This window comes from Kribbella speibonae (assembly GCF_004331375.1).
GTDB classification, from domain to species: domain Bacteria; phylum Actinomycetota; class Actinomycetes; order Propionibacteriales; family Kribbellaceae; genus Kribbella; species Kribbella sindirgiensis.
The window spans coordinates 172347-188790 of the sequence record NZ_SJKC01000008.1; the positions used below are offsets into that span (position 1 = coordinate 172347).

The 16444-nt window shown below is 69.9% G+C and carries 16 protein-coding genes; 1 reads left to right on the forward strand and 15 read right to left on the reverse strand.

From position 1 onward, the window contains the following. The first annotated feature begins 8 nt into the window (after positions 1 to 8). Positions 9 to 1118: an ADP-ribosylglycohydrolase family protein gene (locus tag E0H92_RS39740; RefSeq protein ID WP_131499941.1), complete on the forward strand. Its 1110-nt coding sequence runs from the start codon at positions 9 to 11 to the stop codon at positions 1116 to 1118. On the opposite strand, the gene E0H92_RS39745 is transcribed toward E0H92_RS39740, so the two are convergent. The 15 genes from E0H92_RS39745 to E0H92_RS39815 all read right to left on the reverse strand — a co-directional run bounded on the left by E0H92_RS39745 (position 1103) and on the right by E0H92_RS39815 (position 16437). Continuing rightward, positions 1103 to 2692 (reverse strand): FAD-binding oxidoreductase, encoded by a 1590-nt coding sequence (locus tag E0H92_RS39745; RefSeq protein ID WP_131499942.1) that lies wholly within the window; start codon positions 2690 to 2692, stop codon positions 1103 to 1105. The genes E0H92_RS39740 and E0H92_RS39745 overlap by 16 nt on opposite strands. Positions 2693 to 2780: 88 nt before the next feature. Beyond that, on the reverse strand, positions 2781 to 3488 hold the full coding sequence (locus E0H92_RS39750) for a prepilin peptidase (RefSeq protein ID WP_238152834.1): 708 nt from the start codon (positions 3486 to 3488) through the stop codon (positions 2781 to 2783). Between the two features lie 19 nt (positions 3489 to 3507). After that, positions 3508 to 4548, reverse strand: a complete 1041-nt coding sequence (locus tag E0H92_RS39755) for a DUF2330 domain-containing protein (RefSeq protein ID WP_165550241.1) — start codon at positions 4546 to 4548, stop codon at positions 3508 to 3510. 14 nt (positions 4549 to 4562) lie between these two features. Next, entirely contained in the window at positions 4563 to 6098 is a 1536-nt protein-coding gene (locus E0H92_RS39760) for an FAD-binding oxidoreductase (protein WP_131499944.1), read from the reverse strand. Beyond that, positions 6085 to 6909, reverse strand: coding sequence for a shikimate dehydrogenase (locus E0H92_RS39765; RefSeq protein WP_131463243.1), 825 nt, complete (start codon positions 6907 to 6909; stop codon positions 6085 to 6087). The genes E0H92_RS39760 and E0H92_RS39765 overlap by 14 nt, the downstream gene beginning before the upstream one ends. 1 nt (position 6910) lies before the next feature. Beyond that, complete coding sequence (gene mltG, locus E0H92_RS39770) at positions 6911 to 8110, reverse strand: endolytic transglycosylase MltG (protein WP_131463242.1); 1200 nt, start codon at positions 8108 to 8110, stop codon at positions 6911 to 6913. Beyond that, positions 8107 to 8565, reverse strand: coding sequence for a Holliday junction resolvase RuvX (gene ruvX / locus E0H92_RS39775; RefSeq protein ID WP_131463241.1), 459 nt, complete (start codon positions 8563 to 8565; stop codon positions 8107 to 8109). The genes mltG and ruvX overlap by 4 nt, the downstream gene beginning before the upstream one ends. Positions 8566 to 8576: 11 nt before the next feature. Further along, the gene (gene alaS / locus E0H92_RS39780) at positions 8577 to 11246 is read right to left on the reverse strand and encodes an alanine--tRNA ligase (RefSeq protein ID WP_131499945.1); all 2670 of its coding nucleotides are present in this window, start codon (positions 11244 to 11246) and stop codon (positions 8577 to 8579) included. Between the two features lie 5 nt (positions 11247 to 11251). Next, entirely contained in the window at positions 11252 to 11488 is a 237-nt protein-coding gene (locus E0H92_RS39785; protein WP_131293854.1) for a DUF6167 family protein, read from the reverse strand. Further along, positions 11485 to 11895 carry a DUF948 domain-containing protein gene (locus tag E0H92_RS39790; protein ID WP_130388436.1) on the reverse strand — a complete coding sequence of 137 codons (411 nt, stop codon included), beginning with the start codon at positions 11893 to 11895 and terminating at the stop codon, positions 11485 to 11487. The genes E0H92_RS39785 and E0H92_RS39790 overlap by 4 nt, the downstream gene beginning before the upstream one ends. A gap of 123 nt (positions 11896 to 12018) precedes the next feature. After that, the gene (locus E0H92_RS44520; protein WP_238173804.1) at positions 12019 to 12630 is read right to left on the reverse strand and encodes an excalibur calcium-binding domain-containing protein; all 612 of its coding nucleotides are present in this window, start codon (positions 12628 to 12630) and stop codon (positions 12019 to 12021) included. A gap of 94 nt (positions 12631 to 12724) precedes the next feature. After that, on the reverse strand, positions 12725 to 13033 hold the full coding sequence (locus E0H92_RS39800) for a nuclear transport factor 2 family protein (RefSeq protein WP_131463237.1): 309 nt from the start codon (positions 13031 to 13033) through the stop codon (positions 12725 to 12727). Next, positions 13030 to 14397: a replication-associated recombination protein A gene (locus tag E0H92_RS39805; RefSeq protein ID WP_131463236.1), complete on the reverse strand. Its 1368-nt coding sequence runs from the start codon at positions 14395 to 14397 to the stop codon at positions 13030 to 13032. The genes E0H92_RS39800 and E0H92_RS39805 overlap by 4 nt, the downstream gene beginning before the upstream one ends. Before the next feature lie 35 nt (positions 14398 to 14432). After that, complete coding sequence (locus E0H92_RS39810; protein ID WP_131499946.1) at positions 14433 to 15368, reverse strand: hypothetical protein; 936 nt, start codon at positions 15366 to 15368, stop codon at positions 14433 to 14435. 139 nt (positions 15369 to 15507) lie between these two features. Beyond that, complete coding sequence (locus E0H92_RS39815) at positions 15508 to 16437, reverse strand: hypothetical protein (RefSeq protein ID WP_131499947.1); 930 nt, start codon at positions 16435 to 16437, stop codon at positions 15508 to 15510. Positions 16438 to 16444: the final 7 nt, after the last annotated feature.

Below are 16444 nucleotides of genomic sequence, written 5' to 3' on the forward strand. Positions count from 1 at the left end.
GTCCTGACATGACGCGGGTGGCTGAGGAGACGTGGCGGGCGCGGGTGCGGGGATGCCTGCTGGGCGGTGCGATCGGGGACGCGCTGGGCGGGCCGGTGGAGTTCGAGGACGCGCGGTCGATTCTCGCGAAGTACCCGGACGGCGTACGGGCGTTCGTCGCCGGCGGGTGGCCCGCGGGGACGATCACCGACGACACCCAGATGACCCTGTTCACGGTCGAGGGCCTGATCCGGGCGAGTGTCCGGACGGATCGCGGGATCGGCTTCACCGTGGGCGTCCTCCACGGTGCGTACGACCGGTGGCTGGACACGCAGACACTGTCTGGGCCGAGCGGTGAACGCAACGGGTGGCTACAGGGCGAGCAGTGGCTGTACGCGCGCCGGGCGCCGGGCAACACCTGCCTGACCGCGCTGGCCGAGGCCCGGAAAGGCGGGCCGAAGATTCCGCAGCTCGGTGCGCAGGCTGTCAACGACTCGAAGGGGTGCGGCGGGGTGATGCGGGTCGCGCCGTTCGGGCTGCTGCCGGAGTACTTCCCGGCCGACTGGGTGTTCGACAAGGCCGCGGAGGCCGCCGGGTACACGCACGGGCACCCGACCGGCAAGCTCGCCTCGGGCACCCTGGCCGCGATCATCCGTGAGCTGTGCGGCGGCGCAAGCCTCGACGACGCGCTCACCAAAGCCACGGACCTGCTGACGAAGCACGAGTGCCACGAGGAGACCAGTACGGCGCTCGCGTTCGCGAGGCATCTGGCTGCGACAACACCCGCCGGCCCGGTCACGGTCGAACGCCTCGGCGGCGGCTGGGTCGCGGAGGAAGCGCTCGCGATCGCCGTGTTCGCCGCCCTCGCGTACCCGGAACCGGAGCAGTTCCTCGACGCCCTCGCGCTGGCCGTCACGCACTCAGGCGACAGCGACTCCACCGGCGCGATCTGCGGGAACATCCTCGGCGCCCTGCACGGTGAGACGGCTCTCCCCGCAGAGCTCGTCTTCACCGTCGAGGGCCGTTCGACGATCCTCCAGCTCGCCGACGACTTCGCACTGGAGTTCACCCAGGGCAGGCGACTGCACGGCGACTACGGGCCGTACACCGCGTGGTTCGACCGCTACCCGGGCGGCTGAATCGAGAGCTTGTGGCGGAACACGTTGCGCGGGTCCCACTTGGCCTTGATCTGCTGCAGCCGCGGGTAGTTGCCGAGGTAGTACAGGTCGTGCCACGGCACCCCTGACTTGTTGTACGCCGGATCCGCGAGGTCCACGTCCGGGTAGTTGATGTACGAGCCGGCGTTGGTCGCGTTCGGCACCGGGACACCGCCGGTGTCGCGGTAGATGTCGGCGTACACCTTCCGCGCCCAGGCGAGGTTCTTGTCGTCGTCGGCCGCGGTCGTCCAGGACGCGCTCAGCACCATCTTCGCGACGACGTCACGTTGCGCGGCGGCGGTCGCGCCGGACGGCACGGTGTTTACCTTGCCGCCGTACGGGACCAGCAGCACCGACGACTCCGGACCCGTGTACGTCGTGTCCGTGAGCCCGCGGTACATCGCGAGGATCTGCTCGTCGGTGTACCCCTTCTTCAGGTACCCGGCCTTGTACTTCCCGCGCCCGGGCGACGCCGTCTCGCCGATCGACCGTTCCATCGTGGTGTGCAGGAACGGCCCCTCGCCGACGTCGATCACCTGCGGCTTCGGGTCCACACCCGCGACCATCGCGGCGTTGAACGCCTTCATCAGCTCGGCCGAGTTCGGCGCGGCGGCGTCGATCTGCGTGGACAGCAGGTAGTTCCCGGCCGACGTGTGCGTGAGGATGAACGGCGCGTAGAGCGTCGCGTACGGCGAGTCCGCGGTGTTGTGCTGCTCGAAGAAGTCGAACCAGTTCCGCACCGTCCGCAGGAAGCCGGCCTGCGTCGTCGTCTTCCAGTCGTACAGCAGGATGCTGGACCGCAACGCGGCCGGTGCCTTGGGCAACGACTCGGCCGGCGTCCGGCCGGCGGAACCGTTGGTGCGCATCAGGTACCGGGTGACGACGCCGAAGTTCCCGCCGCCACCGCCGGTGTGCGCCCACCACAGGTCGCGGTGCTCGTTGTCGCGCGTCGCCACCACCGACCGCGCCCGCCCACGGGCGTCGACGACCACGACCTCCACGCCGTACAGGTGATCGACGACCGAGCCGTACTTGCGGGACAGCGGCCCGTACCCGCCGCCGCTGAAGTGACCGCCGACGCCGACGCCGAGGCATCCCCCGCCGGGCACCGTGAGGCCCCACCCGATGAACAGTTCCTTGTAGACGGTTTCGAGGATCGCGCCGGCGCCGATCGAGAAGGCCCGGTACCGCGGGTCCCAGGTGATCTCGTCGTACGTCGACATGTCCAGCAGCACCTCGGTGTCGCTGTTGTCCACGAAGTCCTCGAAGCAGTGCCCGCCGCCGCGCACCGCGATCCGCTTCCCGCCGCGGACCGCGTCCTGCACGGCCGCGACGGCGTCCTCGGCCGACCGGATCACCCGAATGTAGTCGGGTTTCGCGACGAACCGGCGGTTCTGTCCACGCAGGACCAGGTCCTGGTAGCGCGCGTCGTCCGCACGGATCGTGTCACCGGCGACAGCGGCCGAGGCCGAGGCCGCGGACGCCGTACCAGGGATGGCGAGGGCCGCACCCGCGACGGCTGTTCCGGCCAAGAGACCACGACGACTGACTGGCATTGAGATTCCCTCCCGAGTTCGAATGCTTCGACCCTAGGAAGGCGGGCAGTGTCCGCACATCAACCATCTGGTGGAGTGCAGGACTCAGCTATCCGGCGTACAACCGCTCCAACGGGACGCCGAGCAGTACGCCGGCCAACGCCCCGACGAGCATGAACGGACCGAACGGAACCATCTGTTTGCGGGTCATGATCCGCGCCGCGATCAGCACGATCCCTACGATCGCTCCGAGGAAGAACCCGCCGTACAGCCCAGACACGAACTCGCCCCAGCCGAGCCAGCCGAGCGCGATCCCGAGCAGGCCCGACAATCGCACGTCACCGAACCCGACGCCGCGCGGGAACGCGAACCACAGCACGTAGAACACCGCGAACCCGATCGCCCCGGCGATCGCCGCCCGGCGCAACGAACCCCACTCCCCCGTCGCCAGCGCCGCGGCAACCAGCCCGGCCCCGACCACGAAGTACGTCGGCCAGATGATCACCGACGGCAGGAACCGCGTGCGCGCGTCGATGTACCCGAGCACCGAGCCGGCCACCACCAGCACAAGCCACGCGGGCAGCACAGCGTCCAGGCCGAGCACCCAGCCGAGGATGCCCCCTGCCAGCGCCGCGAGTCCGCCGCACCAGTACGCCGCTCTCGGGCCGGCCAGCGATGCGTACGGGACCTTGGTCTCGCCCTCCTCGAGCTCCGGCTCGGGGATGGTGCGCATCAACCAGGGCCCGAGCACCGACGCCACCGCGCCGCACGCGACCACGCCGATTCCCGCAGCGAGCAACGCGTTGTCAGCCGGCACGATCCACGACCCTAGACGACTACTTGCGGACGCCCGCGGCCGCCCGCCTGCGCACGAGGACGAACACACCGCCGCCCAGAAGCAAGACCACGACGAAGAGCACCGCGACCGTACTCCAGAAGCCATCGTTCTCGGTGACGTACGTGATCCGCTGGTACTCGTCGTCGTTCGCCGCAGGCGCGAACGTGAAGTCGTCGGTGATCTTGCCCGGCTCGCGGTACGTCGCGGTGTAGGCGGTCAGGAAGTCGGTCGGCTTCGGCAGCATGTCGGTGTCGACCCGGCCGGCGAACAGCAGCTCCGGCGTCACGTCGGCATCCGGCGTCTTCGTCGCGTCGACCCGATGCTCCGCCGCGACGTACACCGTGACGGTCTGGGTCGTGGTCGCGCCCTTGCTGAGCCGCATCGGGTACACGATCCGGTCCGACGCGAACGTCAGCCGCAGCGGCGGGGTCGCGCCTGCCAGGCTCTCGCCGGCCTGCTTCGGGGCGAGTTTGACCGCGACGATCTCCCACTTCTCGGTCAGGTACGGCGTGAGGTTCGCGGCCAGTGTCGACGGGACGACGTACCCGTTCGTGCGCAGCCAGTCCGTGACCGCCGTACCGCTGGACCCGCCGAGCCGCGTGATCGCGAACGGGCCCAGCGTCATCTGCTCCTTGACGCTGACCCCGGCTCCCGGCGCCGGGGCACCGGCCGCGTCACCCGAACCACGGCCGATACCGAGGTCGCGGAACGGCCAGTACGTCTTCTTCACCACGCGCTTCGGCTTCGTCAGCTGGTTCAGCCGGTAGAACAGGTAGTTGTCGTCGCCGAGGTCGACCTTCGCGGCCGACGGCACCGGCATGATCCAGGCGGCCTTCTTCGACGCGCCGTGGACCGACATCGAGAGCGTGATCTGCTCGGAGCCCCCGGCGTACTGGACCAGCGCGTTCTCGCCGTACGCCCGCGCCTTCGACTCCGCGTCCGGCAGGTAGCCGCCGCAGGCACAGGCCCACGCGGGCGTCACCCCAGCCGCGACGAACCCTGCAGCCAGCACACCCGCGATCACACGCCAAAGCTTCACGGGCCGAACACTAGTCAGCTGAGGGTGTACGGCGTGTGGAAGAAGTTGCCCGGGTCGTACTTCTTCTTCGCGGCCTGCAGCTTGGCGGCGCTCGCGCCGTAGTACGAGCTGACCGCCCGCCCGGACTCGACGTAGTTCACGTAGCCGCCGGCCGAGGACGGGCGGACCGCCTTGTGACCGTTCGAGATGAAGGTCTGTGCGCTCGTGCCCTGCGCCGACGAGTACCACTGGATGACGGCCAGCGCGCTCCGCCACGGCCACGACGAACCGCCGGCGGGCTCCTTCGCGGCCTGTCCGCCGAGCGGGTCGAGGATCGCCGACGCCGGCGTCCCGGCGCGCGCGGCCGCCTTCACCGCACCGAGCAGGCCCGTGATCGTCGCCGCGTCCATCGGCCCCTTGAGTACGTCGGAACCGGCGAGGAACCCCTGGCGCGGGCTCGTCGTACCGCCGCCCAGGTACTTGACCGCCTCCATGTGCGACTTCACCGAGAGCGTCCGCCCCGACGCCTTCGCGCCGACGAGCGACTCCAGTTGCGCGGCCGCCGCGGTCGCGTCGCCGGTGGTGGAGACGCCGAGCACCCGGATCGACAGCGTCCCGTTGCTCTTGGCATCGACATGCAGGTTCGCCCAGACCGTGGTCGGTGCGCTCTGCGCGAACTTCTGCCAGCCGCGGACGACGGCCGCCGCCTGCGACTCCGGCCAGGTCAGCCGGAAGAAGCCGAGCTTGGTCGCCGGGATCGTCGCGAACTGGAACGACGTGACCACGCCGAGGTTGCCGCCGCCGCTGCCCCGCAGTGCCGTGAAGAGGTCGGATTCCGCGCTCGCGCTGACGGTGTGCGCCTTGCCGTCTGCGGTGACCACGCCCATCGAGACGACGCGGTCGCAGGTCAGGCCGTAGGTCCTCGTGTGGATGCCCATCCCGCCGCCGAGCGTGAGGCCCGCGACGCCGACGGTCGGGCAGGTGCCGGTCGGCAGCGAGCGGCCGTAGCGGTCGAGGAACGCGTGCACGTCGTACAGGCGGGCCCCGGCGCCGACCGTGAGGACGCCGTTCGCGTAGCTCATGGTCTTGAGGCCGCCGACGTCGAGCTGCAGGCCGTTCGCGATCGTCGACGCGCCGACGTACGAGTGGCCGCCGCTCTTCGGGACCAGGACGAGTTTGTTGGTACGGGCGAAGTTGATCGCGTGCTGCACGTCGGCAGGGCCGGCGGCCTTGACCACGGCGGTCGGGCGGACGCTGTCCCAGCGCGGGTTGAAGAGCTGGTGCGCGGCGGCGTACCCGGAGGTCGAGGGCAGGTAGAGGCGGCCCTTCAGCGAGCCGGCGAGGGCGTTCCAGTTCGGCCCGGCCGCGGTCTGAGTGGGTGCCGACGTACTCGGCGTACCGCTCGGCGTGGTTGGCGCGGCCGTGGTGGGGGCAGCCGTAGTTGTGCTGGGTGCGGTGCTTGGGGTCTGCGACGGGCTCGTCGTACTGCCGGTGTCTTTGGAGTCACCGCAGCCGGCCAAGGTGACAGCGACTCCGGCGATCAGAACGGTACGACGGTCAAGCAGGCTCACGATCCCCCAGCTCCTCACGCGCAGCAGCCCTCATGGCCGCCAGAGGAGCCGGCGACCTACCCGTCATCATCTCCACCTGGAGGGTCGCTTGATGCACGAGTAGATCAAGTCCGTTCAACAGCTCGGTACCGATCCGGTGCGCCGCGATGGCGAGCCGGGTCGGCCACGGGTGGTACGCGACGTCGAACACCACCGGCGCGACGGCGGCGAAGTGCTCGGCCCATGGGTCGACCGCGCCGCCGGGCAGCGTCGACACACACAGGTCGAAGCCGCCGATCTGCTCGACCTGCGAGAAGTCCGCAACCGAGGTGCGGAGTCCCAGCTCCGCCGCGAGGTCCAGCAGCCGCTCGGCCTTCGCGAGGTCCCGGACGACGACCGTCACGTCGGTGACCTTCATCCCCCGCAACGCGGCCAGCGTGGAGGCGGCCGTCGCGCCGCCGCCGATCACCACCGCCGACTCGGCCGCGGTGATGCCCTGCTCGGCGAACGCGTTCACCAGCCCCGGTACGTCGGTGTTGTGGGCGGACCGGGATCCGTCCGGTTCGAACAGCATCGTGTTCGCCGCGCCGATCAGCTCCGCGACCGGGTCCACCGTGTCGACCAGGTCGAGCGCGACCCGTTTCAGCGGCATGGTCAGCGACAGCCCGCGGACGTCGTCACCGAGCGACGCGACGAATCCGCGGAGCTCGTTCTCCTCGACCTCGAACGCGTCGTACCGCCAGTCCAGCCCGAGCGCGGCGTACGCGGCCCGGTGCATGGCCGGCGACAACGAGTGCGCGATCGGCGAACCGAGAACGGCGCACCGGGTCAACTCAGCACCTGCCCTTGTGCGCCTGGCACCACGCCTGCAGCTTCTTCACGTTCGCCTGGTGCTCCTCGGCGGAGCTCGCGAACGCGGTCTCGCCGGTGTCCAGGTTGACGAGCGTGAAGTACAGCCAGGAGCCCTGCGCCGGGTTGATCGCCGCGCGCAGCTCGTCGCGGGTGGGCGAGTTGATCGGCGTCGGCGGCAGGCCCTTGTACTTGTACGTGTTGTACCGCGACGGGTTCTCGCGCTGCTCGGGTGTCGTGAAGACACCGCCGTCCTTGCCGACCACGTAGTGGATCGTCGAGTCCATCTGCAGCCGCATCCCGGCTGCCAGCCGGTTGTAGATCACTCGGGCGACCTTGGCGTAGTCCTCCGACCGGTTCGTCTCCGCGCCGATGATGCTGGCCACGATGACCGCCTGGTACGGGTCGAGCTTCTTCCGGGACGCCGTGTTGACGAGGTCCAGCGACGCCGCGGTCTTGGCGTAGTTGGCGGTCATCAGCTTGAGCATCGTGTACGCGTTCGCGTTCTTCGGGACGTCGTACGTCCCCGGGAACAGGAAGCCCTCGGCGTTGTTGTGCGCGTACGGCGGGAGGCCGAGCAGAGCCGGCTTGCCGAGGGCCGTGGCGGCGGCGCCGGCCGGCAGCTTCATCTTCGAGCCCTGCAGGATCACCGCGACCTCGGCCTTGGTCTTGCCGGCCGCGATGCTGATCCGGGCCACCTTGACCGACTCGGCGGTGTTCAGCATCAGGTCGAGAGCGGCCTTGGCCGACATGTGCTTGCGCAGCGTGTAGGTGGCCGCCTGGATCTGCAGCGACCGCGGGTCGTCGCGGGCCACCCGCTCGAAGGCGCGGGCGCTCTTCACGACTTCCTTCTTCTCCAGGGTGTCCGCGATCGACGCGGTCGCCTGGCCCTTGGTGATCTCGACGACCACGGTGCCGGTGCCCGCGCCCTCGTAGTCAGGAGCGGAGAAGAGTCCCTCGAGCGCGTCCTTGCCCTTGCCGAAACCGACCACGGCGCCGGCCACCAGGGCGCCGACGACGATCAGTGAGATCAGGCCGGCGAAGCAGCCGAAGGCGCGGCGGCCGCGGGCCCGGCGCCGGTTGGCGCGGCGCTCGACGCGGGACTCCGCGCGCAGCCCGAGGCCGCTGCCCAGATCATCACGCTCGCCCTCGTCCACTTCTTCGTGCACCGATGGTCCGTTCACAGGGGCCTCCCGGGTGGGTTGCCGGTCTCGCGCTCCAGGTCGAGCGCATGTTGCAGAATCACGACGGCCGCGGCCTGGTCGACCACTGCCCGTCGCTTGGAGCCCTTCTTTCCCCGTTCCCGCAGCATCCGTTCGGCGGTGACCGTGGTGAACCGCTCGTCCACCAGCCGCACCGTCGTCCCCGAGTTCGTCTCGTGCACCTTGTCCCGCACTTGCTCCGCCGTCTCCCGGATCTTCACCGCGGCCGGTCCTTCGCCCCCGGACAGGGAGCGTGGCAGACCGACCACGATCTCGAACGCCTCCAGTTCGGCGGCGAGTGCGGCGATCCTACCCAGATCACCCGGCCCACGGCGGACGGTTTCCACAGGCGTGGCCAGGATTCCGTGCGGATCGCTGCTCGCGACGCCGATCCGGGCGTCGCCGATATCGAGCGCGATCCGCACGCCCGTCCTCATGTCAGGCTCACTTAGCCGGTCACCTGGTGGCCGATCGCGTGCTCGACGGCGCTCAGCGCGTCGCCGGCACCGGCCGCGTCCGTACCGCCACCCTGCGCGACATCGTCCTTGCCGCCACCGCGGCCACCGAGCTTCTCGGCCGCGATCCGGACCAGGTCGCCGGCCTTCAGCCGCCACTCACGGGCCAGGTCGTTGAGCGCGATCACCACGCCGGGCTTGCCGTCGTTCACGCTCAGCACCGCGACCACGACCGGCTTGTCGTTCGGCATCCGGCCGCGGACGTCCAGCGCCAGCTTGCGCAGGTCGCCGCCGTTCACGCCGTCGGGCGCGCGATGGCCGACGTACTGGACGCCGAAGACGTCCTTCGGGTCCTTGGCCAGTTCGGCCGCGGCCTCCAGCACCTGCGCGGCGCGCATCCGCTCGAGCTCCTTCTCGGCCACCCGCAGCCGCTCGGCCAGGTCGGCGACCTTGGCGGGCAGCTCCTCCGGGCGGGCCTTCAGGTTCTCACTGAGCAGCCGGACCAGCGCCCGCTCGCGGCCGAGGTAGTGCAGCGCCTCCATGCCGACGAACGCCTCGATCCGCCGGACCCCGGCGCCGACCGACGACTCACCGGTGACGGTGACCGCGCCGACCTGCGACGAATGCTTCACGTGCGTGCCACCGCAGAGTTCCCGCGACCACGGGCCACCGATCTCGACCACACGGACCTGCTCGTCGTACGTCTCACCGAACAGCGCCAGCGCGCCCCAGTCCCGGGCCTCCGGCAGGGTCATGTACTGCGCAGACACCGGCAGGTCCTTGCGGACGGCGAGGTTCGCGACCTCCTCGATCTCGGACCGGGTCGCGGCGTCCAGCGCCGACGACCAGGCGAAGTCGAGCCGCAGGTAACCGGGCTTGTTGTACGAACCGCTCTGCAGCGCGTTCGGGCCGAGCACCTGTCGCAGCGCGGCGTGCACGACGTGCGTGCCGGAGTGCGCCTGGCAGGCCGAGACCCGCCACTCGTGGTCGACCGCGGCCTGCACGTTCGCGCCGGGACGCAGGACGCCCTCGACGATCTCGACCTTGTGCACGATCAGGCCCTTGACCGGGCGCTGCACGTCGAGCACCTTCAGCTTCAGCCCGTCGCCGAGGATCAGGCCCTCGTCCGCGATCTGCCCGCCGGACTCGGCGTAGAACGGGGTCTTCTCGAGCACGACCTCGACGGTCTCGCCCTGCTCGGCGAACGGCGCGACCGCGCCCTCGCGCAGCAGGCCCCGGACCTCGGAGTCGCTGGACAGCTCCTGGTACCCGGTGAACTCGGTGACGCCCTTCTCCCGCAGCTCCCGGTACCCCGAGGTGTCCGCGTGACCGGCCTTCTTGGCGCGCGCGTCGGCCTTGGCCCGCTCGCGCTGCTCCTTCATCAGCGAGCGGAAGCCCTCGGTGTCGACGTTCAGGCCCTGCTCGGCCGCCATCTCGACGGTCAGGTCGATCGGGAAGCCGTACGTGTCGTGCAGCTGGAACGCCTTCGCGCCCTCGAGCTGGTGCGCACCGCTCGCCTTGGTGTCGCGGACCGCCACGTCGAAGATCGTCGTACCGGCCGTGAGCGTACGGCGGAACGCCTCCTCCTCGGCGTACGCGACCTGGCTGATCCGGCCGAAGTCGGTGACCAGCTCCGGGTACGACTTCTTCATCTGCTCGAGGCTCACCGGGAGCAGCTCGACCAGGCTGGGGTCCTCGTACCCGAGCAGCCGCATCGAGCGGATCGCCCGGCGCAGCAGCCGCCGCAGCACGTACCCGCCCTGCTCGTTACCCGGCGTGACGCCGTCGCCGATCAGCATCAGCGCGCTGCGCACGTGGTCCGCGACGACCCGGAACCGTACGTCGTCCTCGTGCTCCGCGCCGTACTTGCGGCCGCTCAGCTCGGATGCCTTCTCGATCACCGGGTAGATCTCGTCGATCTCGTACATGTTGTCGACGCCCTGCAGCAGGTACGCGACCCGCTCCAGGCCGAGACCGGTGTCGATGTTCTTCTTCGGCAGCTCACCGAGGATCTCGTAGCCGTCCTTGCCGCCGCCCTCGCCGCGGATGTTCTGCATGAAGACCAGGTTCCAGAACTCCAGGTAGCGGTCGCCCGCCTCCCAGTCCCGGTCCGCGCCGAACTCCGGGCCGCGGTCGATCAGGATCTCCGAGCACGGGCCGCACGGACCCGGGATGCCCATCGACCAGAAGTTGTCCTTCATGCCGAGCCGGACGATCCGGTCGTCGGGCAGCCCGGCGACCCGCTTCCAGATGTCGATCGCCTCGTCGTCCTCGTAGTACACCGAGGCGTACAGAACGGACTCGTCGAAGCCGTAGCCGCCCTCGTTCTGCGGCTTGGTGACCAGCTCCCAGGCGAACTTGACGGCGTCTTCCTTGAAGTAGTCGCCGAACGAGAAGTTGCCGTTCATCTGGAAGAAGGTGCCGTGCCGGGTGGTCTTGCCGACCTCCTCGATGTCGAGGGTCCGGACGCACTTCTGGACGCTGGTCGCGCGCGCGTACGGCGGCGTCTGCTGGCCGACGAAGTACGGCACGAACTGGGCCATGCCGGCGACGTTGAACAGCAGGTTCGGGTCCGGCGACGGCAGCGGCGCACTCGGCACCACGGTGTGGCCCCGGTCCTCGAAGTACTGCAGGAACCGCCGCCTGATCTCACTGGTTTCCATGGGTGTTACCGGTAGTCCTCACGATCGTTGGTGTTCTCGATGCCGAGCGCGTCGCGCAGTTCGGTCTCCCGCTCGGCCATGCCCTCGCGGACCTGGTCGCCGAAGTGCCGGACCGCGGCGGCCAGCTTGGCCGCGGACTCCTGCATCCCCTCCGGAGCGAGAATCTGGGCCCGCTTCTTCAGCCGGGTCACGGCGTACACGCCGACGGCGATCCCGATGATCAGCCAGAAGATCCGCTTCACCGCTTCCGCGCCTTCCGCTCGGCCTTCATCTCTTCCTTGACGCGCCGCGACACGTCCTTGCGCTGCTGCTCACCGAGCGCCCGGCGGACGCCGTACGTGAACGCGGCCGCCTTCACCAGCGGGCCGCCGGCGGTGGCCGAGAACAGCGACATCAGCGCGGCCGCGTTGGTGGTCACCGTGGTCGCGTTGTCGGTGATCGTGTCCACCTTCGCCAGCTGGGCGTTCGTGGTCGCCACCGTGGTGGTCACCTCGCCGAGCAGCGGGACGCTGGAGTCGGAGACGCCCTTCACCATGATCCGGGTCTCGTCGAACACCTTGCCGAGCTTCAGGATCGGATAGGCCAGCAGGCCTACCAGGATGAGCAGCGCGCAGGCGGCTATCAGCCCCGCGACTTCACCGACGCTCATGGAAACGATCCACCTTCCCGTTGCGACCTCGTGGACGCCCGACCTTATCGCGCGCCCCGAGCACACTCCGCTCCAGGACACCATCCCTCACATCACAGTCCCTCACCAAACCGCGACGCCGGGTCAGGAGTTGCCGCGCTCGCAGGCGATTCCGTCGCCGTTGTTGTCGAGCTCCGGGGTGTAGCCGGGATCGCCGCGATGCAGCGGCGCCTTTCCGGCGGCGCGGACCTCGGCGTAGTTCCGGTAGACGACGGGTGTGGTGCTGGGAGTGCTGGTGGTCGTCGGACTGGTCGTCGGTACGGCGGTGGTCGCGGGCGGAGTCGGCGTACTGGACGACGGGGTCGGAGTCGTGGTCGCCAGCGGTGTCGGGGTGGTGGTCGACGGGGTACTTGCCGGGGAGGTGGGTGCCGGGGTGCTGGATGACGGGGTGCCCGGCGGGGTTCCGGTGGTGGGGTCCGCGGTGGTCGGGTTGTTCTTGCCCGGGCCGGTCAGCGGGGAGTTGGACGTGGACCCGGCGCTGGTCTGTGGCGCGAGCGGGTTCAGTGGCTTGCCGACCGGGAGCGACGGGCGCGCGCTCGACCGCGACGTACCTTCCGACCGATCGACCGTCGGGCTGGAGGAACCGGCGGCTTGGGGTACCTGACCAGTCTCCGAGTGCTGGGATCTGAACGGGAACAGGAACAGCGCTGCTGCCAGCACAGCGACTGTTGCCGCAGCCGCGCCGAGCTTGAGCACCGGCGGACGCTGACGTACATGCCGAGGATGGGGCTGCCTCAAAACCATTACCTTCCGCCCCCAGGCCGAGAGGCAGCTTACCGACTCGAACGCTTCAATCGAAGCTCACGGTGAGTGCCTGAACGGCTCCGTCCGGCGCCCAGCGCAGCTCCATCGTGCCGGTCCCACCGCCTGACCAGCGGAAACGCGCCCGTTCGTCGCCGTCCTCGAGGAGCGTCATGGTCTCGTCCGGCGGATTCTCGCGGTACGCCGCCGCGATCGCCGTCCGCCCTTCGAACGGTCCGGCCGGAACACCCACGAACCGCATCGTCGCGTCCGGCGCGAACCGATCGGCGAACGCGTCCCACGCACCGCTCGTCACCGCCACGTTGAAGGCGTCCACGTGATCCTCGGTGCGGCTCATTTGCGGTCCCGGAGGATCTTGCGGATGGCGGCGACCCGGTCGGCGTACGCCGCTTCGCCGCCGCGGCGGGTGGGTTTGTAGTAGTCGGTGCCGTCGATCACGTCCGGAGCGTACTGCTGCGGAAGCACACCGCGCGGGTCGTCGTGGGAGTACTGGTACGAGGACCCGTGGCCGATCTTCTTCGCGCCGGCGTAGTGCGCGTCCCGCAGGTGCGGCGGGACCGGGCCGACCTTGCCCGCCTTCACGTCCGCGATCGCCGCGTCGACCGCCATGATCACCGCGTTCGACTTCGGCGCCAGCGCGAGCGCGACGACCGCCTGGGCGAGGTTGATCCGCGCCTCCGGCATCCCGATCAGCTGCACCGCCTCGGCCGCCGCGATCGCGACCCCGAGCGCGGTCGGGTCGCCCATCCCGATGTCCTCACTGGCCGAGATCACCAGCCGGCGCGCGATGAACCGCGGGTCCTCCCCCGCCTCGATCATCCGGGCCAGGTAGTGCATCGCCGCGTCCACGTCCGACCCGCGGATCGACTTGATCATCGCGGACGTGACGTCGTAGTGCTGATCCCCGGCCCGGTCGTACCGCACCGCGGCCCGGTCGACCGCCGTCTCCAGCGTCTTCAGGTCGATGACCTTCGCGTCCTTGGCGCGCGCCCCACCCGCGGCCGCTTCCAGGTAGGTGAGCGCGCGGCGAGCGTCGCCTCCGGCCATCCGCAGCAGATGGTCCCGGGAATCCTCGGCCAGCTCGAACTCGCCGTTCAGGCCGCGCTCGTCGGTCAGCGCGCGATCGAGCAGTACGGCGATGTCGTCGTCGGTCAGCGACTCCAGCGTCAGCAGCAGACTGCGCGAGAGCAGCGGTGAGATGACGGAGAAGAACGGGTTCTCGGTGGTCGCCGCGACCAGGGTGACCCACCGGTTCTCGACGCCCGGCAGCAGAGCGTCCTGCTGGGCCTTCGTGAAGCGGTGGACCTCGTCGATGAACAGCACGGTCTCGACCGCACCGGTCGCCCGGGACAGATCGCGCCGGGCACCGTCGATCACCTGCCGGACGTCCTTCACACCAGCGGTGACCGCCGACAGCTCCACGAACTTCCGGTTGGTCTGGTGCGAGACGACCGCCGCGATCGTCGTCTTACCCGTCCCCGGAGGGCCCCAGAGCAACAGCGACATCGGCTGGTCGCCCTCCACCAGCCGGCGCAACGGCGAGCCGGGCGCCAGCAAATGCTGCTGACCTACCAGCTCGTCCAGACTGCGCGGCCGCATCCGCACCGCCAGCGGAGCCGCGGTGTGGTCCGCATCCGCCAGACTCCCGCCACCACGGGCAGGCGCAGGCGCACCCGGAAGGTCGAACAACCCATCACTCACGCCAGAAGCCTAACCAGGCCCACCGACAGTCTCGCTCAGCGGGCAGGGCCCCCTGGACGGTTGTGGGCGTTGCGGATGGCACGGGCGTCGCGGCGGGTAGCGGGGACGGGAGTGTCGAGGGAGTCGGCGATGCCCTTGCGGACCGAGCGCAGCTGGGCCTGGGCGGGGTCCAGCCGGGTCGCGACCGCGTGATCGTGCTCTCGCCAGGCGTCGCGAGTCTCCTTGAAGAGCACCGCGGTCGCGGGGGTCTTCATCAGCAGGTCGGCCCACAACGGCGCGCCCGTGAGCTCCACACCCATGCAGTACGCGAAGTACATCGAGCTGATCTTCGCCTGCTGGGCAATCAGCGGGCGCCGACTGATCGGCGCCTCCTGACGCCGGGCGAGATGGAGCCGGTCGTCCATCAGTTGCTGACCTTGCCGGACCATGTCGTCGGCCGCGGCCCGCAGCGGTTCGCTCACCCGGATCTGCGCGCCCTCCGCGATCACGTCCCGCAGGACGCTCGCCCGCGCCAGCCGGGTCAGCGACTGCGCGATCCATTCGTCGTCCCGGTCGGGCAGATCCACGCGCCCGCCGTACGCGCTCTCGAAGCTCTCCCGGAGGTCCGCGATGCTCGTGGTCGGCATGGTTCGGCCGTCCATCGCCGCCCGGTTCACAGCCTGCGCGGATGCCTCCTCGAGGCTCAGCCCCCAGTGGTTCTCCGGGTCGAGCGCCAGATCGGACGCCGCCACCAGGATCTGCTCGGCGTCGGTTCCCTCCGGATCCAGGCGTACGTCGTCCAGCTCGAGCTTGCGCCACCAGTGCGCCAGCCGGTCCGCCGTGCGCCGTTCCTTGTCGGGCGCACCCGCCGGAAACGACTGCTCGTACCGGTCGATGGCGAGCAGCGCCTCGGCCGCGAACAGATCCACGACCTGCTGCGCCGCGACGAGCTCGTCCCGGCCCGGCTCCCGCAGTTCGGATCGCGGCCTCATCCTCTACCGTCCAGCTCGGCCTGGACCCGCACGGCCGCCTCCGCCCGGCGCCGCAGCTGGTCGGCCCCAGAGAGCATCACCGGCGCCTCACCGGCGCACAGCAACTCGCGCATCCGCGGTTGCGAAACGTAGTCATCGGTCATCGGGACGGGCCGGTGGGGCGGTTGGAGTTACGGAGGGCACCGGCGTTGCGGCGGGTCACTGCGCCGACCTCGTCGAGGTTGTTGATCAGGTCGGTACGGACGGAGCGGAGCTGAGCCTGCGCCGGGTCGAGGCGATGTTCGAACGCAGTGCGCTGATCACGCCGTTCGTTCCAGACGCTCACGGCGTAGAAACCCGTGGCGAGGTTCATGGCCGCGTAGGTCACGACCGAGTCGGCCGCAGTCATGGTCCAACCGTAGGCCGCGGCGGCGGCAAAGTTCCTTGCGTGCCAACGGACCCCCTGGTTCTCAGGCTGCACCTCCTGCTGGACTGCGAGTTCGCGCCGGTCGTCCATCAACCGCTGCCCCTGCCGCACCAGCTCGTCGGCCGCCTCGTGGAGTGCCTCGCTCGCGCCGACCCGCGCACCCTCGGCGATCACGTCCCGCAGGACACTCGCGCGCCCGAGTCGGGTCAGCGACTGGCCCAACCAGTCGTCGGCCCGCTCCGGCTCGCTCGCCTGGCCGCCGTACGCCTCCTCGAACCTTGTCCGCAGGTCGGCGACCGTGGTGACAGGAGACATCCGGCCCTCCATCACCGCCAGGTTGGCTGCGTACGCTGACGCGTACTCGATGCTCACGCCCCACTGGTTCTCGGGGTCGCGCGACAGGTCGGCCGCTGCCCCGAGGATCTGCTCGGCGTCGGATCCGCGCGGATCCGGTCGTACCTCGTCCAACTCGAGCTTCTGCCACCAGTACGCGAGCCGGTCCGCGACCTGACGCTCCCGGTCGGTCGCCGTCGCCGGGAACGATCGCTCGAAACGATCCAGGGCCAGCAGCGCCTCGGAGGCGAACATGTCCACCACCTGCTGCGCTGCGACGAGCTCGTCACGGCTGGGCTCGCCACGGTAGGTCCTCGGATCCCGAGGCATCGTCGGT

What these genes read in the sequence shown, in the direction of transcription:
- E0H92_RS39740 (WP_131499941.1), top strand. Translation starts at nt 9, where the DNA reads ATGACGCGGGTGGCTGAGGAGACGTGGCGGGCGCGGGTGCGGGGATGC.
- E0H92_RS39745 (WP_131499942.1), bottom strand. Translation starts at nt 2,692, where the DNA reads ATGCCAGTCAGTCGTCGTGGTCTCTTGGCCGGAACAGCCGTCGCGGGT.
- ruvX (WP_131463241.1), bottom strand. Translation starts at nt 8,565, where the DNA reads ATGAGGACGGGCGTGCGGATCGCGCTCGATATCGGCGACGCCCGGATC.
- alaS (WP_131499945.1), bottom strand. Translation starts at nt 11,246, where the DNA reads ATGGAAACCAGTGAGATCAGGCGGCGGTTCCTGCAGTACTTCGAGGAC.
- E0H92_RS39790 (WP_130388436.1), bottom strand. Translation starts at nt 11,895, where the DNA reads ATGAGCGTCGGTGAAGTCGCGGGGCTGATAGCCGCCTGCGCGCTGCTC.
- E0H92_RS39800 (WP_131463237.1), bottom strand. Translation starts at nt 13,033, where the DNA reads ATGAGCCGCACCGAGGATCACGTGGACGCCTTCAACGTGGCGGTGACG.
- E0H92_RS39810 (WP_131499946.1), bottom strand. Translation starts at nt 15,368, where the DNA reads ATGAGGCCGCGATCCGAACTGCGGGAGCCGGGCCGGGACGAGCTCGTC.
- E0H92_RS39815 (WP_131499947.1), bottom strand. Translation starts at nt 16,437, where the DNA reads ATGCCTCGGGATCCGAGGACCTACCGTGGCGAGCCCAGCCGTGACGAG.